The following is a 22,105-nucleotide window of genomic DNA, read 5'->3' on the forward strand; positions in this document are numbered from 1 at the left end:
GAGGATGGTATAAATTGAAAATAGGAATAGTAGGGAACTATGGAAACGACAATAACGGCGATGAAGCCATTTTATTGAGTCTTATTTCGCAAGTTACATCGACTTTCAATGTCCCAAGTGACGTCATTACGGTATTCAGCAATAATCCGAAGCAAACTGCGAAGCGCTATCAAGTGATGAGTGCGCCTTTGTATTATAAAAAGGGGAACGCGGTGAAAACGTTCGGTGCCACCTATCTTCAAAATAAAAAAATCGTGAAAACATTTGACTTGCTTATTATAGGCGGTGGCGGGATATTAATGGATCTTTACAAACGTGAAGCACCATTATATGGATCGTACGCCATGATGGCTAAAAATTCTGGGGTTCCTTATGTCATTTATGGCTGTGGAGCAGGCCCCCTCAGTAGCGAGTTAGGCAAATGGTTCATCCGGTATATGGGCAAACATGCTGAAAGTATTTCAGTGAGAGATCCTGAATCAGCTGAATTATTACGGTCCGTAGGCGTACAAAAATCTGTAGAAGTGATAGGGGATCCCGCATTTTCATTAAAACGCGAACGCAAAACGACAGCTGATCGTCCGTTAAAAATCGGTATTACAGCTGTACCTTATTATCATGCAGGGTACTGGCCGGAGAGTAAAGAAGAAATCTATCAACAGTATATAGAAGGAATGGCAAGAAATTTAGACGAGCTAGCGGCTAAACAGCCTGTCGAAATTACTTTCTTCGCTACCAAATTCCCGCAAGACGCTGATGTTACGAAAGATATTCAAGCCTTAATGAAGCAAGCTCCAAAAACTACAGTGATTGATCGTAATTTATTACCAGTAGATTTACTGCAAATTTCTGCTGAACAAGACATAGTAATTGGCACACGACTACACTCGCTGATCCTAGCAACATGTACTGCAACGCCTGTTATTGCTGTTTGTTATCACCACAAAGTGACAGACTTCATGAAGCTAGCCGATCTATCGGAAGTAGCTATTCCAATTGGCGAAATGCATAAGTCGGACGACCACTTCACCAAAGCTTATGATGTACTGGCAGCAGACTGGAAAGAGACGTGTGCAAAAACTGAAAAACTTTCCACTTCATTATATGAAGAAGCCATGAAAGGGACCCAACAATTTACCAATGCAATTAAATAAAACAAATAAAAAACTGAAGACCGATCCTGAATCAGGAACGGTCTTCAGTTTTTTATTAGAACCCTAGAAGTGCTCGTACTTCATTTAAATACGTCTGACTAACTGGCAATTCCGTACCGTCTATTAATGTAATTACCAGGTTCGAAGAGAAATCGCGAGCAATCTTTTCAATATAGTTCATATTAATAATATACGAGCGATGAATTCGTAAGAAATGTCTCGGCAAACGAAGATGTAAATCCTTCAATGTAAAACTGATATTGTAATGGTCGCCCGCTGTGTAAAACCACGTTTTCTTATGTAAACTTTCTATATAACTGACTTGATCTAATGGAATAGGAAACCACTCATCATCTTTCTTCCCTGTTAGGAACTGTAACTGATCTTTTTTGAGTACGTGGAAGTTAGGCGGGAGGATAATGATTAACGCGCCGCTTTCGCCTTGTACATTAATAGGATAGCCGATACCGAAGTACGATGTACCGTAGAGAGAGTTGTCCATAATGACTTCCACTTTACGCTGGTCTTTAATCGTCACTTCAGCAATACTGCCGGTCTGGATATGCTGACCTTCTCGCAAATGAATATCATGCATACCCGGAATGTAATAGATATAGTGATCAGAAACTGCAATAGCTATAGAAGCGTCTTTTGGAACCCAGTCTTCTAATATAGATGCGTATTGATTCAGAATTTTCTTTGGAACATCGGTATTTTCCATAATCTTCATAAAATCCCCTTTTTATATAATTAACTTCCAATGTATGCCCTTTCATCCATTCTACCATTCTTTCATCCTCTAAAAAAGCCTTTTTGTCGAAATGAACTGACAATTCTGAAGTGCTGTTATATAGTAATACATAACGAAGATAGCTGTTATGAAACAGATTGTAACAGTTAGCCGTTGAAAAATTGGGAAGGTGTGAAGATAATGTCAACAAGACAAGAACAAATTGCACAATTGGAGAAAAGCTGGGCCGAGGATAGTCGTTGGAAAGGGATCAAACGTAACTACACTGCAGAAGACGTAGTTAAACTTAGAGGTTCACTTCTAATTCAAAATACACTAGCTGAAAAGGGTGCTGCTCGCCTTTGGGAATCTCTTCATGAAGAAGATTTCATTAATGCACTAGGTGCACTAACGGGTAACCAAGCAGTACAGCAAGTTAAAGCTGGTCTACAAGCTATCTATCTAAGCGGATGGCAAGTTGCTGCTGATGCAAACCTTGCAGGACAAATGTATCCTGACCAAAGTTTATATCCAGCAAACTCTGTACCTGCAGTTGTTAAGCGCATCAACCAAGCACTTCAACGTGCTGACCAGATCGACCATGCAGAAGGCCGTGAAGACGGATTTGATTGGTTCGCTCCAATCGTAGCTGACATGGAAGCTGGTTTCGGCGGTCCATTGAACGTATTCGAATTAATGAAAGGCATGATCGAAGCTGGAGCTGCTGGTGTTCACTTGGAAGACCAATTAGCATCTGAAAAGAAATGTGGACACTTGGGTGGTAAAGTACTTCTACCAACTCAAAACGCAGTTCGCAACCTTACAGCTGCACGTCTAGCTGCTGACGTACTAGGTGTAGATACAGTTATCATCGCTCGTACGGACGCTGACGCTGCTGACATGGTAACTAGCGACATCGATCCAATCGACGCTCCATTCATCACGGGAGAGCGCACGAACGAAGGATTCTTCAAAACTACACCAGGTATCAAACAAGCGATCGCTCGCGGTCTTGCTTATGCTGAATACGCTGACCTAGTATGGTGTGAAACTTCTCACCCATCACTTGAAGAAGCTCAAGAATTCGCTGACGCAATTCACGCCAAATTCCCTGAAAAAATGCTTGCTTATAACTGTTCACCATCATTCAACTGGAAAGCGAATCTGGATCAAGAAACAATCGCGAAGTACCAGATTGAACTAGGTAAGATGGGCTACAAGTTCCAGTTCGTAACACTTGCTGGTTTCCACTCACTAAACCACAGCATGTTCGAATTGGCACACGGTTACAAAACGCGCGGAATGGCTGCTTACTCAGAGCTTCAGCAAGCTGAGTTTGAAAACGAAGCAAAAGGATATACTGCTACTCGTCACCAACGTGAAGTTGGAACAGGTTACTTCGATGAAGTGACACAAGTAATCTCTGAAGGTCAATCTTCAACAACGGCTATGTCTGGTTCAACTGAAACAGCACAGTTCTAATAGTATAACCGCTTGACCGAATGGCACTTTTGGGAGAAAGTTTCGTTCGCTTCAACAAAGGGGTATTCATATGATAACGGGTCACAGCATCTTTTATTAGATGAAGTGATATGAAATGTGCAGGGAATTGGATAAAAAATATCCAATTCCCTGCTTTTTATTTTATTTGAAAAATTTAGATAGTTTATATAGTATTAGAGATGTGTACACAGGAAGAGGAGGAATTATACGATGAGAAATAAAGAAATGCTGCTAATCCCTGGACCCACACCAGTAGTGGATTCTATTTATGATGCAATGGCGAGTGAGACATGGTCACATACGGATCCACGTTTTGTTCAAATCTATAAACATACTATCGATCAGACGAGAGAGATCTTTAATACAGATGGCGAAGTATTTGTAGTCGCTGGATCGGGAACAATCGGAATGGAAATGGCGATTGTGAATACGATTGCAGAAGGCGAAAAGCTTCTCGTCGTCAGTCAAGGATACTTTGGAGACCGCTTCATTAAACTGGGACAAGCATTCGGTATTCAAGTAGATGTATTGCAATCTGAATGGGGTAAGCAAGTATCACCTGAAGAAATAGACAAGAAATTGTCTGAAGGGAACTATAAAGCAGTCACTGTGACCCACGCAGATACTTCAACGGGTGTACGAATTGATTTGGAAGCTGTTGTACCTGTCATTAAGAAGCATAGTGCTCTGGTTATTGTTGACGGTGTTTGTGCAACTACTGCAATGGATGAGGATATGAGCAAAGAATACGGGGGAGCAGGTAACACGGTCGATATCGTCTTGACCGGCTCACAGAAAGCTATTGGTGTTCCGCCAGGCATTGCACTAGTAGCATTTAATCAGAAAGCTCTGGATGTGCGTGCTGCTATGGGACGTGTGCAAGCTTACTATTGTGATATTTATAATTGGATTCCGATCATGCATGATCCTTCCAAGTATTTCGCAACACCTGCAGTAAATTTAGTGTACGCGCTAGAAGAAGGACTTCGTATCGTATTGGAAGAAGGACTAGACGCTCGTATTCAACGTCATGTTGCATTCGGCCGTGCTGTACGACAAAGTTTAGCAGTCTATGGTATGAAAGCGATCGCGTCAGAAGAAGTGGCCGCTCCGACGTTAAGTTGTATTTTATATCCTGAAGGTATTGACGATGGGAAGTTCCGTGCGGCAATGGCAGAGAAGGGAACAGTTCTATCGGGCTCACTCGCCCATTTAGCAGGCAAAGCATTCCGTATCGGACATATGGGAAACACTACAGCGGACATGTTAGAAAAGGCAGTGATGCAAATTGGTGAAACATTGAACGAGATGGGCCATCCAGTAGATATTGCTAAGGCACAAAACGTCTTTGCGACAGAAATTAATCAGCTGACTGTATAATATAATAATCTGTTATGAGAGGCTTGCTTCTTGTAACGGATTTTTTCTTTTTAGTGAGTAAAATTCGAAGTAAGAGAGCGTGTAGGGCAGTTCATGTAGTTGTTTTTAATAGATTTAGTGATGAACTTCTTCCTATTAGAGAACCACAACCTACATGACTACCACTCAGTAGCGCAAGCACAACTGCGGGGTAGGCCGTGGCCAGGAGACAACTGGCGTGAACTTTCGCCAGCTGGCTCCTGGCTGGAGGCAATCCCCCACGTGCTTGCGCAGGTCTAGAAAGCAGACACTCAGTGATTTCAGTACCCAACAACCAGTCGAGCAACGACCCTAAACTCCGAGTTTGCAAGCCCGCTTAAAACCACACCCTAAATTCATTACCCCTTTCACTCAACCGTGTTAAAACAATAAAAACCCTCCTAGAACATATCTAGGAGGGAAGGATGACCTTATTGCTTACTGTAATACTGATACAGGCCTGTATAGATCGCATCAGCATAAATATTCAAATACTTCTCGCTTGTCAATTTCGCATAGTCTTGTGAATTTGTAATAAAGCCTAACTCCACAAGAACAGCAGCTACGTTATTATTCTTAATGACATAAAATCCTTTATTCTTCACGCCACGATCAGACATATTAGCCTTTTGCACAATATTACGCTGAATGAAAGAAGCTAAATCGCGGCTTTCTGTTGCGTTTACGTTAGAAGATGAATCATAGAAAACTTCTGTGCCTTTTGCAGCAAAACCTGCTGCGTTGACGTGAATTGAAACGAATGTTTCTGCATAATTCTTTTTAGCGAAATCTGTACGTGCTTGTAGTGAATAATACGTATCGTTAGAGCGTGTCATGATCACTTTAGCACCGGCATTCTTTAACTTCGCTTCCACTTTCTTAGCAGCGTTCAATGTGATGTTTTTTTCAGATTTACCATTCTTACCTGCACCCGGATCATGTCCGCCATGTCCAGCGTCGACAACGATGATCCGATCTTTCAATGGATTACCTGTTTGATTCAATAATTTCAAATACGTTTTGTGTACATAACCTGTGGTACTGCCCGTACGAATCTTCGCCCAGTATCCAGAGATGGATAGGACTTCTACTTTCTGACCCGCTTGAAGTTTACCCACAGTAGGGGCACTGGAGTTGCCAGCAGAACGTATGTTTAAATTATTTACCGTTACTTTACCCATTGTTTTAGCAACAGGCGTCGGTTTTGGTGTAGTGACAGGTGGTGGTGCTGGAGTACTCGGTTTCACGTCATTTATATTAGGCGTCGTAAAATATTCATGAACATATCCTTCCACACCGTTGATCTTGACTTTTAGCCAGACACCTGTTTTGCCTGTTACTTCTACTAATGTACCGTTAGACAACACATGAATGATAGCCGAGGACTCAGAAGGTGCGCTACGTACGTTCAATGGATCCGTATCGTCACCCGTTGCAACACGTACATACTCTACACTGGATTGCTGGTCTGGTGTTTTAACTGTTAATGCAAACTGCTTGTCCATTGCGCGTGCAACAAATAAAGCGAATTGTTTACGTGTTAACTTGTTATTCGGTAAGAATTTCTTGTTGTCACCTTGTGTAATTCCTGCGTAATACAAGCCATTGATACGATCAGCATATTTATGACTTTGTACGTCATTCATGCCCAAAGGTTTTTTGCTCGTTACTTTTTCAGATAAGTTAAATGCTACGGACATTGCGTAAGCCATTTCATCCCGTTTAATTTCTTCGTTCGGTTTAAAGTTATTTGCGTCCGTGTTGGGGAAGTATCCTTTTTGGAGAGCAATGTTAGCAAACTTGTATTGTTCGCTAGTCGGCTTCAAACCGTTAATTTCCATATTTTTTAACTGTGTATCTTGCGTGCCAGTTGCAATAACCAGCATCTTGGCAACATGTGAACGTCGTAAGTTATCTTGAGGATTGAATTTAGGAGTTTGATTGATGATTCCTTTTTCAGCTATGTAATGAACTTCTTTAAAATATTCACTGTTGGCGGGGACGTCGGAAAACTTGAAGCTTGCAACTGACTGGAGAGGAGCGAGAGCTAAGATCGTTAGCAGCAACAGTCCGACTGTTGCCCATTTAAATTGTTTCATGAGATCCTCCTTAAAATATGATTTATTACTAGACTCATAGGTTCATTTTACCAGTTATGAAATCTAATTACTAGATATTTTTGTCATGGTTCGTAAAATAGCAATGTTCCTTTCTGATTCTTCACTACTACTTTAGGAAGGGTGATACGGAAGGGGGATAGAGCTGAATATAAAAAAACCGAATGCTCTAATTTGAACATTCGGTAGGGTCATCAATTATTGATACGATCGATGAATTTATTTAGTTGGCCAACGGATACTTTGTCTGTCAAACCATATGTACCGTCTAGGTAGCCAGTTGTAATTTCATGATAGAATAAGATGTTGATATACTCTGTTGCCCAGTGACCAGCAGGAACATCGGAGAAATTCGCGATGGCAGAACCTCTTAATTCAAATGCACTTACTAAGATTTTTGCCATTTGGGCGCGAGTTAATTCTTTATCTGGATTAAAGTTACCTGCATCGCCAGAGAAGATGTTCGCTTCAGCGACTGCGGAAATTGCTTCGTAGTGAGGGTTTGATTCATCTACGTCTTTAAATGCAATGTTAACTGTTGTCATATCAAGCTCTAACTTTTCTGCTAATACCTGTGCAATTTCACCGCGTGTTGCATAGACGATTTCTTTAACAGGAGCAGCTGCCGCCACCTTTTTCTCTTCCTTTGCTACGTTATCAGTGAAGTTCGCTACGCGACGTGCACCGATATAACGGCTCTTCCAGTAGTATGGATCATCCAATGATGATACCATGACACCTTTGCTCACAGAAGCATGAATGAAGTTATTAGATCCTATATAGATGCCAACGTGTGATACGCCGCGACCTGATGTATTGAAGAATACTAAATCTCCAACTTCTAGATTGCTTTTAGAAATAGAAGTACCGATTCCGATTTGTTGACCAGTCGTTCTTGGAATAGAAAGACCTTCTTTATTGAATACATATTGTGTAAATCCTGAACAGTCAAATGCTGTAGGGGTTGTCCCACCTAAGCGGTAAGGCGTTCCCATATACTTTTTCGCTGTGTTTACTAATGAAGTTGGTGAGTTTGCGGAAGCAAATTCTGGTGCGAATGAAAAGAATAATAGACTTGCCATGACCAGAGTTAATAGACGTTTCATGCTGTTCTCAAATTCCCCTTTCGCACAATCACTGTTGTGCTTTGTAATCTAGGAATATATTAGCACGGATAAACATAGAAATTGTTACATTTACATTACAAGAGAATTACACCCTGACACATGAGTGAAATGTTAGTATAAATTACTAGTTGAATTTAGATTAGTTGGATCAAGTAGAATAGTCAGTTAATTATTATTGCGACTTTATATCCGCATGGTATGTGGTATAATCATTCAACGTATAAAAAAGCGTAGTAGTTTATGACAGTACGTAATAAAGGATGAGTTATGAGTGTCTAAAGTAGTAGTGTTTAGTAATATGTATCCTTCCACTGAGCATCCAACCTATGGAATATTTGTGAAAAACCAAGTGGAACAAGTAAAAAATGAAGGTGTAGACGTTAAAGTCATCGCCATACATGATCCCGGCAAAGGAAAGATCGGAAAAATAACCAAATATTTATCATGGGGAATGCAATCCCTTCTATATGTCTTACAGCATAAAAAGAACATCAGCATCACACATGCACATTACGCATTTCCAACTGGACTAGTGTCGTTGCTTGCAAAGAAAGTATGGAAGATCCCGTACGTTGTCACCGTGCATGGTGGAGATCTAGACAAAATGGCGAAGAAGAGTCCACGAATCACACAACTTACTCAACGTATTTTACAAGAATCTTCAGTGGTAATTACAGTTGGGGAGAAGTTGCGAAATGATGTCATCGAAGACTATGGTATACCCCCTAGTAAGGTAGAGGTTATGAGTATGGGAGTCGATACGGATGTTTTCAAACCAATGGGCCAGGAAGAAGTCCGGCTTTTATTGGACGTGCCTTTAAATGAACGTGTAGTACTCTTTGTAGGAAATGTAATTGAAGCAAAAGGCGTCATGGAATTGACGGATGCATTTGAACAATTACAACAGACGCATGATGATCTTCTTCTATATATAGTAGGTTCACAAAAGGATCAGCGTTTTGTGGCAGACGTGAAGGAGAAAGTCGCGAACAATACGAGCATTCTCTTTAAAGAACCTGTCAGCCAGACTGAATTGGCGAAATGGATGTCAGCAGCGGATATTCTCGTACTACCTTCATATCATGAAGGTTTCGGCTTAGTAGCACTCGAAGCGCTTGCATCAGGAGCCAAAGTCGTAGCGACGAATGTTGGAGGTCTTCCTTACTTATTGAAAGACGATGTCGGAACCTTAGTTGAACCACGTAATGCGCAAGCTTTAGCTGTTGGACTCGAAAAAGCACTTGCTAGTGAAGTGACGAGGGAGCAACATGAAGTGACGCAACAAGTGATTCAGCAACATTCTTCTACAGTAATCGTCAACAGGTTGAACGATATTTATGAACAGAATGGAAAGGGATCTTCCAAATGAGTAAATTATTCAAGATCATCGGTGCTGTCGCGATCATTAATATTGTAGCCAGATTGTTTGGCTTCGGGCGTGAAGTCGTGATTGGCATACAATACGGTACCTCGACAGTAGCGGATGCCATCGCGACTGCATATACGATACCGAACTTTATTTATCTAGTGCTTGGCGGCGCGTTGACGACTGCCTTTATATCGATCTACCATTCTTCAAATATGGATCGACCATTATTTGTGCGCAATGCATTCACGACAGTTGTCATAACCGCAACACTCGTGACAGTAGTCATCGTCGTATTGACGAATCCGATTTTACATCTATTCTTCAAAGAACTAAGTGATGAAGACTACACATTAGTAAGAAATCTCTTCCTATGGATGATGCCTTCTTCTATCGTTTTAGTCATGTCGACATGGATGAGCGGATTATTGAATATCCATGACCGCTTTCAGTTATCGAGTCTTGCCATCTTGTTGTATAACGTAGCATTTGTTGGGGTGGGGGTTGCGCTGACGAAATGGCTTGGACCTGAATCATACGGTGTCGGTGCGATGGTCAGTGCGATCCTAATGGGACTCTTCCTATATTGGGGTATTAGACGTGCAGATCTCTCTTCATTAAAGCCTTCATTCGGTATGCCGACGGATATTAAGAGAATGTGGTGGCTGGCACTTCCGATTTTATTCGGTGGCGCATCCTTGCAGTTCTACTTCGTTATTCACCGTATTGCAGCCGGGGGGTTAGGGGAAGGGGCGATTTCTTCTATTAACTACGCATCCAAACTAACAGGCTTTCCACAAGCCATTTTGATGACAGCTGTAACGACGGTAATCTATCCAATGCTCGCGAAGAAAGAAGGCGAAGGGGATACGAATACGGTCAAAGCGCTCTACAAGAAAGGTATGCTCTACATGGTCGCGTTACTATTGCCTGCGACGGTGTTTTGCTACTTCTTAGCTGAACCGCTAGTCCGTTTAGTATTCGGTTATGGAAATTTCGATGAAAAATCCATTATGCTGACGGTGCCGGTGTTCAAAATATTTGCTCTGTCGATGTTCTTCCTAGCAGCGAATACATATGTCACTCGTTTTTATTATGCAAAAGGTAATTCAATCACACCGATCATCTTCAGTTTGATCAGCGTGTTTGGAATTAATATCGGTATTATTTTTGCGTTTGTTGATCAGCTGGGTGCGCAAGCTATTGCGTACGGTACAGTGATCAGTGCTGCGGTGAACTTCCTTTTACTTGCAGGGTATGCTCGGTTTAAATGGCAGTTATGATGATAGTAAAAAGCTTCCACTCAGTTTATAGCTGAGTGGAAGCTTTTTTGTGGTTTTAAGTGACGGCGTGAGTCCAGAAAGCAGACACTCAGTGACTTCAGTACCCAACAATCAGTCGAGCAACGACCCAATCACCCCAACACTCACAACATAAAGAAATTATCCTCACCGATCTTGCCATACAAGCCACTACGTTTAAACAAGCTCACTTTCTCAGGAGGTACTTTTTTAAAAATCAGTCGCTTGTTTTGGCGACCTGCTTCGTCGAGCATCGCAGAAAGAGCCGCTTCGCCTGTTGCGTCGATGGCTGTTAAATTTTTCATGTCTAAAATAATCATTTTCTGTTCAAGATTTAATAGCTCAGGATATCGATCTTCAAAATATTTCGCTGTACCGAAGAACAGCGGCCCCGAGATTTTAAACTTAATCAGTTCGGATTCATTTTCTGGATCCAACTTGAACTTCTCCACGTCGGTCAATTTACTCTTTTTAATAGTTAAAGAGCCACTCATTTTACGTAAGAACGACAGGGCGGCGAGTAAGATTCCGACTTCGACTGCGATCGTTAGATTTACGAATATCGTCAACAAGAAAGTTGTCAGTAACACAAGCGAATCCCCTGAGCGTAATGAAGCGATTTGTGCGAAGGCTTTACGTGAACTCATATTCCATGCAACGAACATTAAAATCGGCGCCATTGCGGCTAACGGTATATAAGACGCGTAAGGTGCGAATAGTAATAAGAACGCCAATACAAATAAACTTTGCACGACACCGGATATCGGACTGACTGCGCCTGAGCCGATATTTGTGGCAGTACGGGCGATAGCGCCTGTTGCTGGAATTCCACCGAATAGAGGTGTCACGATATTCGCGATACCTTGGCCGAATAATTCTTTCTTAGAATCATGCTTCGGTACTTTAGTTTTCATTCCATCTGCAACGACTGCGGAAAGCAGAGATTCAATTGCACCGAGTGCGGCAATGATTAAGGCAGGTTGCCACAAGTTTACCAGTTTGGCGAGTGTAATCTCGGGGAAGTGAAAACTAGGCAGATGTTGCGGAATGCCGCCGTATGCTGTACCGATCGTTTCCACTTTACCTGGGAAAAACAAGATCGAGCAAATAGTAGGGATTAGCAATGCAATAAGTAACACTGGAACCTTTGGAGCAATCTTCGGTAAAAGAAAGATGACGAGTAAACCAATTATGGCAGTCAAGATACTAAATGTATTGACGGTATGAAAATGACGAGCGATTTCTATCATGCTTTCATGGAAAAATTCTTTTTTCTCTACTCCCGTCAATCCAAAAAAGTTTTGGAATTGTCCAGTAAATATAATGACAGCTATTCCCGCGGTGAATCCTATAGTCACCGATCGCGGGACGAAATGAATGAGATTACTGACACCGAGAAAGCTCATGATGACGAGAAGAATACCAGCGAGAAATCCAGCGATTAGAAGGTCTTCATACCCGTATTGCAACACAATAGCTAATAATATGGGAATGAATGCGCCAGTAGGTCCCGCAATCTGGTAGCGTGAGCCACCTAGCAAGGCGACTAAAAGACCTGCGATGATCGTTGTGTACAGTCCGTATTCGGGTTTCACGCCAGAAGCAATTGCAAAAGCCATCCCAAGCGGAATGGCTACAATTCCAACAGTAATCCCTGCAATTAAATCCTGCCGGAAGCCCGCTGCATTATAATGAAGATAACGTTGATCTTTGAACATAATTGTTCACTTCTTCCATTTATAGAGTATATATACATCTCTTATTATATCGTATGCATAGGGTCTATACAAGGTATGTATAAAGTGAAGGGTGTAGAAGCGTACCGCAAGTACTGCAGATTTTGCCAAACAGAATAATGGAATCCAATATAGTTTAGTGTTAAAGTATATATCAGTACTAACGATAAAGGAGAGATATATTATGGGCAGACTACAAGATAAAGTAGCATTCATTACAGGCGGAGCATCGGGTATGGGCGAGATGATGGTAAAGCAATTTACAGCAGAAGGCGCAAAAGTGATTGCCGCGGATATCAATACAGCGGCACTTGAAGAAAAGTGGGGCGGGCAGGACAATATCTTCACGATCAAATTGAATGTAACAGAAGATGCAGAGTGGGAAGACGCAATGAAAAAAGCTGTCGATCACTTTGGCAAAATTGATATTCTGGTAAATAATGCGGGCATCTCAACAGAAAAAACGGTGGATCAAATCACCATTGAAGATTGGCGCAGACTTTCAGACATCAATAGCTTCGGTACATTCCTAGGTATGAAGCATGTTTCTAAATATATGAAAGAAGCGAAAAAAGGAGCAATCGTCAATATTTCTTCTTATACTGCTTTAATCGGCATGGGCTTAAATCCGTACTCCGCTTCTAAAGGTGCGGTACGTGCGATCTCAAAAGCGGCAGCAGCAGAATATGGACAAGCTGGTATCCGTGTGAACACAGTATTCCCAGGAGTAATCCAGACACCCATGGTTGCAAATCTGGAAGAGTCGAAAGCTCAACTTGATATGTTGATTAAAATGACTCCACTACAACGTTTAGGTCAGCCAGAAGATGTAGGAAATGCTGTACTATTCCTCGCATCGGATGAAGCGGCTTATATTACTGGCGCAGAGCTTGTCATTGATGGTGGATATACCGCACGATAATCAACACAATAAATAAAACGGGTTGTCCTACAAGTCATCATGACTTATAGGGCAACCCGTTTTTCATTCATTATTTAATATCTAAAAAGCGCTTGAAGCCCATGAAATGTGATTTCCAGTAAGAGGAATCTAGTGAGGCGATTTCAATTGCTTTGGTCCCTGCGTGAATGAATTCATTATTGCCCAGATAAATACCGATATGTGAGATGCCTGGACGATATGTATTTTCGAAGAATAATAAATCTCCTACTACAGGATCTTTTATAAATAGTGAACGGTTATAGAAACCGATGGTGTCTAGTCGAGGGACTTTAACGCCTGCCTGGTTGAATGCGTAGTAAATGAATCCACTGCAATCAAATCCTGCTGGTGTTGCGCCTGCCCATACATAAGGAGTCCCTAGTAATGGCTGTGTAATGTCTACTAAACTCTTACCTAGTGCTTGGTTAGTAGCAGCGACAATTGGCTGTGTCACAGGCTTGCTTGATGATAATGTACCGAATGAATTAGTAGAAGAGACAACTTTTGAAGAGTTCGTTTTATTTTCTACTATTAGTTTCTGTTTAACTTTGATATTATTAGAAGTGAGAGAATTCAGACGTTTTAACTCGGTTACCGTAATCTTGTACTGAGTGGAAATCTTGTAAAGAGTTTCTCCTGCTTGCACGACATGCGTCTTGGATGCAGCAGCAACACTGCCAACTGAGATGCTGGTTGCAAGCATAAGGGAAGCAATCGTGGTTAGGGCAATTTTCTTCATTTCGACGTATCTCCTTTGAGTATGGTAGATTTGGTACTTTGTACTAACGAGCGTTAACCGTTTATTAAATCTATAAACCTATCATACAATACAATTCTGGTTATTAAACGTATCTTTATACTTATCTTTATTAAATATTTTACTAGTTAATTAGAATCATTCCATGTGAAGGTATGATAGAATCTTTTTATAGTACATTAAAGATCTTAAGGAACTACTGTACGTAAGAGATTATTATGTATCGTATAGTTCGTTGTCATAGATCAAGTTATAAAAAAGTCCCTGAAAAATCCGAAGTCATACTCCGGAGTCTTCAGGGTTCTTCTGTTGTTTAAGAACGTCCAATTGGCCAATCGAATGGAATGGATCCAGGAGGGGAGTGCTTAATGATATCGATCATCGGTATCGTATACGCGAATAAAATCAATGCGACCGTAATACCAATCCATAAATACCAGTTCTCCAAAATCTTTGGTGTTTTCTCAGCGTCTAGTTCTTCTTCAGCGATTGGATATTCTTCATAACCGCGTGGTGCAAAGAATGCCAATTGAATGAAGATATAGAACATCAAAAGGATACCGATGAATAGAATCGTTCCGCCGACAGCTTGCCACATTTGATAACTAATCCAAGTAGACACTTGATCGCCACCCGCGTACTCAGAGAATGCTGAACGACGTGGGCCACCAATCAAACCTTGAATATGCATCGAAGTAGACATGATCGTCATACCGATTGTCCAGATGAATGTCTGAATGATTCCTAGTTTATTCAATCTAGGAGTCAAGCGGCGACCCGTCAAGTGAGGAATCAACCAATACGCAATACCGAAAAATGTTAAGATGACTGTTGTGGCAACTGTTAAATGGAAGTGCCCTGTAATCCAAATCGTGTTGTGGACAAGAGAGTTTACTTGGTGAGAAGCATTAATAATACCGCCTGCACCACCGGGAATGAAGGCAGCCATACCAACGAATGGTGCCAAGAAACGAACATCTTTCCAAGGAAGCTTCTTGAACCAGCCGAATAGAGATTTATAGCCTTTTCTTCTGCCTGTAATTTCAAATGTAGCGAATAAAGAGAACGCAGTCATTAATGAAGGAATGACTACCATGAACGTTAAAACTACTTGAATGAACTTCCAAGTCGGATCAATACCTGGCTCCGTCAATTGGTGATGGAATCCAACTGGAATCGAGAACATCAACAATAAAATGAATGCCAGTCTTGCTAACGAATCACTGAAAAGCTTTCCACCGATGATTTTTGGAATGATTGCATACCAAGCCATGTAAGCAGGTAACAACCAGAAATATACGAGCGGGTGACCGAAATACCAGAACAATGTACGTGTTAATAATACGTTGACTGTTGCAACGTAACCAAGTGACCAAGGTAAGATCAATACGATAACCGAATACGCTACACCAAGCGTTGCGACAAACCACATGATCATATTAATGACTACCATGAATGCTAATAAAGGAGATTTTTCACCTTTATGAGCTTTCTTCCATACATATAATTGACGGAAGTTAGTGAAAGCAGCAATCCAGCTACCTACAATAACCAATGTTAGGCCGATGTAGAAAATAGGATGCGCGCGAAGGGGAGTATAAAATGTATACAATACAGACGCTTCACCTGTTAAAATCATCCATGCGGATAATACTGTACCTACCAACATGACCCAGAATGAAATCCAGCCCCACTTTAATTGTTTGTCTGAAATTCCAACGGTTTTTCCCATAAGTGAAAATTGGAAACCGACGATGAAGAATGTAGTCAATACTAAACCAAGTATGACACCGTGCGTTGTTAAGATCGTATAGTAATCGATATTGAATGGTAATGTGTATTTACCGGATCGTACTAATGTCTGAAGCAGTCCCATCAATCCACCGACTAAAAGGGAGATGAATGTGACATACATGAAGGCCATATATAGTCTGGATTCTTTTTTTGTGAAATTAAATAGTTCCATGAGTTAGTACACCTCCACTGTGCCGAACATCAAGTGGTGACCGATGCCGCAATATTCGTTACAAACAACTGTGAATTCGCCACCGTTTTTCATAACGGATTCGAAGCGACTGATATGTCCTGGTTCAACCATCATGTTGACATTTGTACCGGCAACTTGGAATCCGTGAACGACGTCTTTACTCGTTACTTGGAAGAGGACTGTGGAACCTTTTGGAACGCGAATCGTCTTAGTAGCGGTTCCATCTTCTTCTTTACCAAAGTCATAGTTGAAAGCGGAAGCGACAATATTAACAACGTATTTGCCATCAGCCACTTCTGTTAGACCGAGATGATCAGGCTGGAATGCTTCATTTGCTTCGACGTTTTGTGGATCAATTGTTTCAATGTGACTTTGTGGATGTGTTCCTTTCCAGAACGCCGCGAAGCCGATAATGAGTAAAAATAAAACCAATGATGCTAAACCGAACACAAGCCATACTTTTTCATACTTATGCAAATGCATAATGTTTCCTCCTTTAATGCGAGTAATTATCTAGATAAGAATAATCCGTAAGCGCCGAACCACATGACAAGAATGACGATCCCGACGATCATCACCATGATCAAGGTACCTTTTAAATTCGCTTCTTCTTTTGATTGATTTGTAGAAGATATCTTCTTGCTCAATACGGCCACCTCCTTATCTGAATTGAATTCGTACTTTCATCATAATCCCGTCGGAGGAATAAAGAATTAGGGAAGTCCCTATGAATAGTAGATGAAAAGTTTTGTTCACAATATGTTCAATCACTTTACATGCTTTTGTCATACACATGTCGTTGTAATTGTGATTCAGACTGGTAGGAAGGTACTGTCAGAATAGTTCATCGGAAGCATATGGAAATTCCGGTGTAATAGTAAGTAAATTAAGGAATAATAAGTGAGAATACAGGTCTCCATGTTGACCGTATGTTTAATTAAAATTATAATATAATAAGGTAAAACCTAGGAAGCTGGTGTGTGAAATGGAAAATGTGAAATGGATTATAGTAAAAAATCCCGAAGAAGGCGCGAAGGAAGTATTTAATCTGATATCTGAAGAACTTCAACATAATAGATTGCATGTACTTGGATTAGCTACAGGTAGCACGATGATTCCGATTTATGATGAGTGGACTAATTCGTCTCTTGATTTTTCAAACATTACAGCATTCAACTTAGATGAGTATGTCGGCATTGACGCGGATAACCCGAATAGCTATGCATACTTCATGGATCAACATTTATTCAGCAAAAAACCATTTAAAGAAACGTTTATTCCGAACGGTATGGCTGAAGATTTAGATAAAGAGTGTAAAGAATACGAAGATCAGTTGAATTCTCACCCGTTAGACATTCAACTGCTTGGAGTGGGAGAGAATGGTCATATCGCGTTCAACGAACCAGGAACATCATTCGACTCGGTCACACATGTTGCGACACTGACAGACTCTACATTGGGGGTTAATAGCCAGTATTTCGAAAACGATGAAAAGATTCCGAATACCGCGTTGACGATGGGGATCTCTTCGATTGTAAAGTCGAAGAAGTTAATCATGGTTGCATTTGGTGAGAAGAAGCGTGCAGCGATGGAAAAATTGAAAGCGGGAGAGGTTACGAAAGAGTGGCCGATTACTAAATTGTTGCGTCATGATGACGTAATTGTGATCACAGATTTAGAGCTTGATTGAGTAGAATAAACTATTGTTAGAGGCTATCCTGGAAGTGCAAGCAGACTTCTGGGGTAGCCTTTTTTGTGTGAAGAGAATTTGATTGATGCGAACGTTAGCTTCACTTCGATGCTGTGGCAAGCGCCCACGTGCCTGCGCGGGTCTAGAAAGCAGACACTCAGTGACTTAAGTTCCCAACAACCAGTCGAGCAACGCCCCGCAACCGCCTAGTCACTCCGATAACCGCGCTTGCAAGTTGGGTACTCTACACAATTGACTGAACATCACGATTTGTCAATTATAGACACAAATATTTCGGGACGTAACATAAAGTTTAATATTGAAATGTTCTTGTTACATGACTGTAATATTTCAAGAGTTTGGAAAATGCTAATATAAATACACACACATAGACAAGTAAACTAGTAAAAATACATATTATTATGGAGGAACTTATGAACTTAGTACAAAAAGTCATTTCAGTCTTAGCACTTTCCGCACTTCTGATTGTTTCACCATTTGCAGGACAAGCAGACGCGGCTAGCAAAACAACGAACATCACTAAAACAGCTACTAGCTTAACCGGTATCAAATATCGCTATGGCGGTACGACAAGAGCAGGATTTGACTGTTCAGGTTATGTTGGGTATGTATTCAAGCAAAATGGTTTGAAAGTAGCCAGAACTTCACGTGCCATGTATGCATCCGGGCGTGCTATTAAGAAATCAAGCCTTCGCAATGGCGATCTAGTATTCTTTAACACAACAGGACGCGGTGTTTCTCACGTAGGAATCTATGTTGGAAACGGCAAGTTTGCACATGCTTCTACATCAAAAGGTGTACGTGTAGACAAAGTAAATGACTCGTACTGGGGTAAACGTTATATAGGTGCCAAGCGTGTTGCAGGTATTTAATAGAAGAGACATCGATCTTCCTTAAGGGGCAGATCGATTTTTTTGTGAGAAAAATACCGGATAGGAGAGGGGGGAGCCCTCATCTTATCCGGTACGTATTAATTAGTTGCGTCTTGTGGAACGCGGATTGTCCAACGAGAGAAATCCGGTTCTTCCTTCTTTACTAATTCCTTAGGATAGATAAATGTCCAAGGAGTTGTGCTGTTTGCTTTCACGGAAAGTGGAGGATTCAGATCGAATGTTCCTCGCGCTACTAAATCACCTGTTGCATCTATTAATTCAAGCGGCAACTTTTCAATATTGATTTGTTTAGAGTGACCGTTACGAACAAATACGGACGCAGCGATCGTTTGGTCATCCTGTGACTGGATTTGGAAACCTGCGATATTCACTTCGCGTGGCTTCAATTTCGGAAGATCGCGTACAATGTTAGCCAATGCTTCTTTTTGCTCAGCAGGGAGTTGCTCTTCCCATGTGGGAGCAAGTTCTAGTTGATGCGGCATCATCGAGTGAACGTTGAATGCTAGTTTCCAGTTCGTCGCAGGAATTTCTTCTACTAATTGATCTTTCTTTTCAAAAACAAATACCCATGGACGTGCACTGCGCGCTGGAATTTCACCTAACTCGTTCAAATCAAACTCTGCAGATGCTGCGGTATTGCCTTCTTCATCAAGTAATAATAACTCGATTTCGCCCACAGTGATCGCTTGATCAAGTGATGAGCGGAAGAACGCTTTGACTAACCAGCTATCGTTTGCGGGTTCCAAATCGATGTCGATACCTGATAGGGAGATTTGATTGGGCTTTAATGGCTCTAGTTCATTAGCTAGAAAACGGAATACATATTCCTGCTCTTGTGTTAAATTCCATTGCTCATGAAGAGATAGTTCTGTTTCGATATCTTCATCACCTGAGCTTGCTTGGCCATTTTCTAAAATTTCTTCGGATTCAACTGTACTGTCCAATCCAGTTTTTTCGGTTTTTTTGAATAAATTGAAGAGTTTCATCGGGAAACCTCCTGTTGTGTATTGAGTTGCTTCATGAATGCGATAATTTCGGACGCAATATCCCGGCGCAGGCGTTGATAATGCTTGGCGAATAACTGCAAGCCTTCACGCTGGTAAATACGCATAGGATCTTCTTGTCCGTATGAACGCAATCCAATTCCTTCTTTTAGGCGAGTCATCACTTCCAAGTGCTTAACCCACATCGTGTCAATATAGCTCAACATGACTTGTGGCAACAGTTGACTCACTTGTTCATTATCAGTGAAAGTGTCGATAAATGCAAACAACTCTGCCATTTTTTCATCGTACTCTTTCAGTATATCTGCGGTTCTATCTAATGAAGTAGGAAGCTTAACTGGCGTCAATAACAGCGCGTTCATAGTCCGTTCGATCCGCTCGAAATCCCAGTTGTCGGCGATTTCATTATCAGGACAGCTATCTAACACGACGAACTCGACAGTTTCTGACAACATCGTCTTCAGTTTTTCGAAAATATCATGGCCTTCTAATACGCGGTTACGTAAGGAATAAATGACTTCACGTTGATCATTGATGACATCGTCTAATTTCAGATTATATTCGCGCATAGAGAAGTGTGCGCCTTCAACGATACGTTGTGTACGCTCCGTCAGTTCATCTACTTCAGGATTCAGTACTTTACCATTTTCATCGGTACGGACTTTCGTCAAGAATTTCTCGAGTTCTTCTGGAGAAAAACGCATGTACATTTCATCTTCCAAAGAAAGGTAGAATTGACTTTCTCCATGGTCTCCTTGACGCCCTGAACGTCCTCGTAACTGATTATCTACACGGCGACTTTCATGTTTTTCTGTACCTAACACAAATAGTCCACCGTTTTCTTCAACGCCTTCACCGAGAACGATATCCGTTCCGCGTCCCGCCATATTAGTAGCAACGGTAATATTGCCTGCTTGTCCAGACTCGGAAATCAATGAAACTTCCTGCTCCACACTTTTCGCATTCAATAGGTGGAACTTCAATCCTTCGTCACGTAAATATTTGGCGACAGCTTCAGATTGGAGAATGGATGTTGTACCGACCAATACGGGCTGTCCTTTCGCATGACGTGCGGCTACTTCTTTCGCTACCGCTTTATACTTATCTTCTATTGTTTTGAAAACGAAGTCTGGTGCATCGATCCGTGCACGTGGCCGGTTCGTCGGAATTTGGATTACTTCCATATTATAGACTTCGCGGAATTCCGTTTCTTGAGTTTTCGCAGTGCCCGTCATTCCACAAAGCTTTGGATACATGCGGAAGTAGTTCTGAATGGTAATTTGAGCTTGTGCTTTATTTTCATCTGTAATCTCGACGCCTTCTTTCGCTTCAATCGCCTGGTGAAGACCGTCTGATAATGTTCTGCCTTCCATAATCCGACCAGTGAACATATCAACCAATTCGATTTTTCCATCGCGTACGATATAATCCACATCACGCTTGAAGATGACGAACGCACGGACGGCTTGGATGACGTAGTGATAAAGTGTTTGGTGATCTAAATCATACAAATTGTCGATACCAAATGCTCTCTCCACTTTTTCGATTCCTTGTTCTGTAAGAGAAGTGGCTTTTGTTGCATCGTCAAAGTCAAAATCCTCTTCGACTTTAAAGCGTTTGGCTAGTCGGGCTGCGATGTGGTGAAGATCCGCATCTGCCTGCGTTTTGCCTGCAACAATTAATGGTGTCTTCGCTTCGTCGATCAAGACACTGTCGACTTCATCGATAATGGCGAAGTGATAAGGTCGTTGCACTTTTTGAGAAGTATGCTGTACCATGTTATCTCGTAAATAATCAAAGCCGAATTCCGTCCCTACACCGTACGTAATATCTGCTTCGTAAGCGGCTTGCTTAGCTGGACCTTGCATCATCGGAACATTCAATCCGACAGTCAATCCTAGGAAACGATGAATTTGACCGATTTGATCAAAGTCCCGTTTTGCCAGATAATCATTGACGGTAATGACGTGAACGCCTTTACCTTCAAGTGCGCGTACATATGAAGGTAGAGAAGCAACTAGCGTTTTACCTTCACCAGTCGGCATTTCAGCAATATTGCCTTCCGTCAATACAGCCCCACCGATTAATTGCACATCAAAATGGCGCATACCGAGAACCCGTTTAGATGCTTCACGTACAACTGCGAATGCATCTGGCATAATGGTCTCGACGGTTGCACCGTCTTCCAATTGTTGTTTGAATTGAACTGTCATTCCGGACAGATCATCATCCGACATAGCGATATATTTAGGTTCAAGTGAATTAATCTGTTCCACAATTTTGCGGTATTTACGCAACTGCCGTTCACTTGTTCCAGTTTTACGTTTAAAGATTTTTAACATGAATTAGACGCTCCTTTATGAATCTCTATCTATAAT

At 41.4% G+C, this 22,105-nt stretch carries 18 protein-coding genes; 8 read left to right on the forward strand and 10 right to left on the reverse strand.

Translation table 11 applies throughout. The features are described from left to right. The first annotated feature begins 14 nt into the window (after positions 1-14). Positions 15-1,154, forward strand: a complete 1,140-nt coding sequence (locus SporoP17a_RS13405; RefSeq protein ID WP_083035145.1) for a polysaccharide pyruvyl transferase family protein — start codon at positions 15-17, stop codon at positions 1,152-1,154. Between the two features lie 55 nt (positions 1,155-1,209). On the opposite strand, the gene SporoP17a_RS13410 is transcribed toward SporoP17a_RS13405, so the two are convergent. Further along, entirely contained in the window at positions 1,210-1,884 is a 675-nt protein-coding gene (locus SporoP17a_RS13410; protein ID WP_237262337.1) for a LytTR family DNA-binding domain-containing protein, read from the reverse strand. A gap of 201 nt (positions 1,885-2,085) precedes the next feature. Here SporoP17a_RS13410 and aceA point away from each other — a divergent pair, with 201 nt between their 5' ends. Then, positions 2,086-3,366: an isocitrate lyase gene (gene aceA, locus SporoP17a_RS13415; protein WP_083035146.1), complete on the forward strand. Its 1,281-nt coding sequence runs from the start codon at positions 2,086-2,088 to the stop codon at positions 3,364-3,366. A 231-nt stretch (positions 3,367-3,597) separates the two neighbouring features. Continuing rightward, positions 3,598-4,767, forward strand: coding sequence for a pyridoxal-phosphate-dependent aminotransferase family protein (locus tag SporoP17a_RS13420; protein ID WP_083035147.1), 1,170 nt, complete (start codon positions 3,598-3,600; stop codon positions 4,765-4,767). 449 nt (positions 4,768-5,216) lie between these two features. On the opposite strand, the gene SporoP17a_RS13425 is transcribed toward SporoP17a_RS13420, so the two are convergent. Both SporoP17a_RS13425 and SporoP17a_RS13430 read right to left on the reverse strand, forming a co-directional pair. Further along, positions 5,217-6,884, reverse strand: coding sequence for an N-acetylmuramoyl-L-alanine amidase (locus SporoP17a_RS13425; RefSeq protein WP_083035148.1), 1,668 nt, complete (start codon positions 6,882-6,884; stop codon positions 5,217-5,219). A 212-nt stretch (positions 6,885-7,096) separates the two neighbouring features. Further along, entirely contained in the window at positions 7,097-8,008 is a 912-nt protein-coding gene (locus SporoP17a_RS13430; RefSeq protein WP_083035149.1) for a C40 family peptidase, read from the reverse strand. A gap of 292 nt (positions 8,009-8,300) precedes the next feature. On the opposite strand from SporoP17a_RS13430, the gene SporoP17a_RS13435 reads away from it, so the two are divergent. Together SporoP17a_RS13435 and murJ are read left to right on the forward strand one after the other, a co-directional pair. Next, complete coding sequence (locus SporoP17a_RS13435) at positions 8,301-9,398, forward strand: glycosyltransferase (RefSeq protein WP_083035150.1); 1,098 nt, start codon at positions 8,301-8,303, stop codon at positions 9,396-9,398. Beyond that, positions 9,395-10,678, forward strand: a complete 1,284-nt coding sequence (gene murJ / locus SporoP17a_RS13440; protein ID WP_083035151.1) for a murein biosynthesis integral membrane protein MurJ — start codon at positions 9,395-9,397, stop codon at positions 10,676-10,678. The genes SporoP17a_RS13435 and murJ overlap by 4 nt, the downstream gene beginning before the upstream one ends. A gap of 143 nt (positions 10,679-10,821) precedes the next feature. Here murJ and SporoP17a_RS13445 read toward each other — a convergent pair whose 3' ends face one another. Then, positions 10,822-12,414 carry a SulP family inorganic anion transporter gene (locus tag SporoP17a_RS13445; RefSeq protein WP_083035152.1) on the reverse strand — a complete coding sequence of 531 codons (1,593 nt, stop codon included), beginning with the start codon at positions 12,412-12,414 and terminating at the stop codon, positions 10,822-10,824. Positions 12,415-12,616: 202 nt separating this feature from the next. Here SporoP17a_RS13445 and SporoP17a_RS13450 point away from each other — a divergent pair, with 202 nt between their 5' ends. Further along, positions 12,617-13,354, forward strand: a complete 738-nt coding sequence (locus SporoP17a_RS13450; protein ID WP_083035153.1) for an SDR family NAD(P)-dependent oxidoreductase — start codon at positions 12,617-12,619, stop codon at positions 13,352-13,354. A 70-nt stretch (positions 13,355-13,424) separates the two neighbouring features. Here SporoP17a_RS13450 and SporoP17a_RS13455 read toward each other — a convergent pair whose 3' ends face one another. From SporoP17a_RS13455 to SporoP17a_RS17050, 4 genes are all read right to left on the reverse strand, one after another. Continuing rightward, positions 13,425-14,114: a C40 family peptidase gene (locus tag SporoP17a_RS13455; protein WP_083035154.1), complete on the reverse strand. Its 690-nt coding sequence runs from the start codon at positions 14,112-14,114 to the stop codon at positions 13,425-13,427. A 331-nt stretch (positions 14,115-14,445) separates the two neighbouring features. Continuing rightward, positions 14,446-16,098, reverse strand: coding sequence for a b(o/a)3-type cytochrome-c oxidase subunit 1 (locus SporoP17a_RS13460; RefSeq protein WP_083035155.1), 1,653 nt, complete (start codon positions 16,096-16,098; stop codon positions 14,446-14,448). 3 nt (positions 16,099-16,101) lie between these two features. Next, positions 16,102-16,602: a cytochrome c oxidase subunit II gene (locus tag SporoP17a_RS13465; RefSeq protein ID WP_083035156.1), complete on the reverse strand. Its 501-nt coding sequence runs from the start codon at positions 16,600-16,602 to the stop codon at positions 16,102-16,104. Between the two features lie 26 nt (positions 16,603-16,628). Next, a complete protein-coding gene (locus SporoP17a_RS17050) occupies positions 16,629-16,766 on the reverse strand; it encodes a cytochrome c oxidase subunit 2A (RefSeq protein WP_237262338.1) in 138 nt (45 codons plus the stop codon). 338 nt (positions 16,767-17,104) lie between these two features. Between SporoP17a_RS17050 and SporoP17a_RS13475 the strand changes: the two genes are divergently transcribed. Further along, complete coding sequence (locus SporoP17a_RS13475; RefSeq protein ID WP_099638612.1) at positions 17,105-17,809, forward strand: glucosamine-6-phosphate deaminase; 705 nt, start codon at positions 17,105-17,107, stop codon at positions 17,807-17,809. Between the two features lie 434 nt (positions 17,810-18,243). After that, positions 18,244-18,702 (forward strand): C40 family peptidase, encoded by a 459-nt coding sequence (locus tag SporoP17a_RS13480; RefSeq protein ID WP_083035157.1) that lies wholly within the window; start codon positions 18,244-18,246, stop codon positions 18,700-18,702. Between the two features lie 98 nt (positions 18,703-18,800). On the opposite strand, the gene SporoP17a_RS13485 is transcribed toward SporoP17a_RS13480, so the two are convergent. After that, positions 18,801-19,709: an accessory Sec system S-layer assembly protein gene (locus SporoP17a_RS13485; protein WP_083035158.1), complete on the reverse strand. Its 909-nt coding sequence runs from the start codon at positions 19,707-19,709 to the stop codon at positions 18,801-18,803. After that, positions 19,706-22,069, reverse strand: a complete 2,364-nt coding sequence (gene secA2, locus SporoP17a_RS13490; protein WP_083035159.1) for an accessory Sec system translocase SecA2 — start codon at positions 22,067-22,069, stop codon at positions 19,706-19,708. Before secA2 ends, SporoP17a_RS13485 begins: the two co-directional genes overlap by 4 nt. Positions 22,070-22,105 lie beyond the last annotated feature (36 nt).

Source organism: Sporosarcina ureae (genome assembly GCF_002082015.1).
GTDB lineage: Bacteria > Bacillota > Bacilli > Bacillales_A > Planococcaceae > Sporosarcina > Sporosarcina ureae_A.

Bases quoted from the DNA above. Each gene is read 5' to 3' on its own strand.
- SporoP17a_RS13480 (WP_083035157.1), top strand. From the start codon at position 18,244: ATGAACTTAGTACAAAAAGTCATTTCAGTCTTAGCACTTTCCGCACTT.
- SporoP17a_RS13420 (WP_083035147.1), top strand. From the start codon at position 3,598: ATGAGAAATAAAGAAATGCTGCTAATCCCTGGACCCACACCAGTAGTG.
- SporoP17a_RS13430 (WP_083035149.1), bottom strand. From the start codon at position 8,008: ATGAAACGTCTATTAACTCTGGTCATGGCAAGTCTATTATTCTTTTCA.
- SporoP17a_RS13425 (WP_083035148.1), bottom strand. From the start codon at position 6,884: ATGAAACAATTTAAATGGGCAACAGTCGGACTGTTGCTGCTAACGATC.
- SporoP17a_RS13410 (WP_237262337.1), bottom strand. From the start codon at position 1,884: ATGAAGATTATGGAAAATACCGATGTTCCAAAGAAAATTCTGAATCAA.
- SporoP17a_RS13445 (WP_083035152.1), bottom strand. From the start codon at position 12,414: ATGTTCAAAGATCAACGTTATCTTCATTATAATGCAGCGGGCTTCCGG.
- SporoP17a_RS13485 (WP_083035158.1), bottom strand. From the start codon at position 19,709: ATGAAACTCTTCAATTTATTCAAAAAAACCGAAAAAACTGGATTGGAC.
- SporoP17a_RS13450 (WP_083035153.1), top strand. From the start codon at position 12,617: ATGGGCAGACTACAAGATAAAGTAGCATTCATTACAGGCGGAGCATCG.
- SporoP17a_RS13455 (WP_083035154.1), bottom strand. From the start codon at position 14,114: ATGAAGAAAATTGCCCTAACCACGATTGCTTCCCTTATGCTTGCAACC.
- SporoP17a_RS13465 (WP_083035156.1), bottom strand. From the start codon at position 16,602: ATGCATTTGCATAAGTATGAAAAAGTATGGCTTGTGTTCGGTTTAGCA.
- SporoP17a_RS13460 (WP_083035155.1), bottom strand. From the start codon at position 16,098: ATGGAACTATTTAATTTCACAAAAAAAGAATCCAGACTATATATGGCC.
- aceA (WP_083035146.1), top strand. From the start codon at position 2,086: ATGTCAACAAGACAAGAACAAATTGCACAATTGGAGAAAAGCTGGGCC.
- murJ (WP_083035151.1), top strand. From the start codon at position 9,395: ATGAGTAAATTATTCAAGATCATCGGTGCTGTCGCGATCATTAATATT.
- SporoP17a_RS13475 (WP_099638612.1), top strand. From the start codon at position 17,105: ATGGAAAATGTGAAATGGATTATAGTAAAAAATCCCGAAGAAGGCGCG.
- secA2 (WP_083035159.1), bottom strand. From the start codon at position 22,069: ATGTTAAAAATCTTTAAACGTAAAACTGGAACAAGTGAACGGCAGTTG.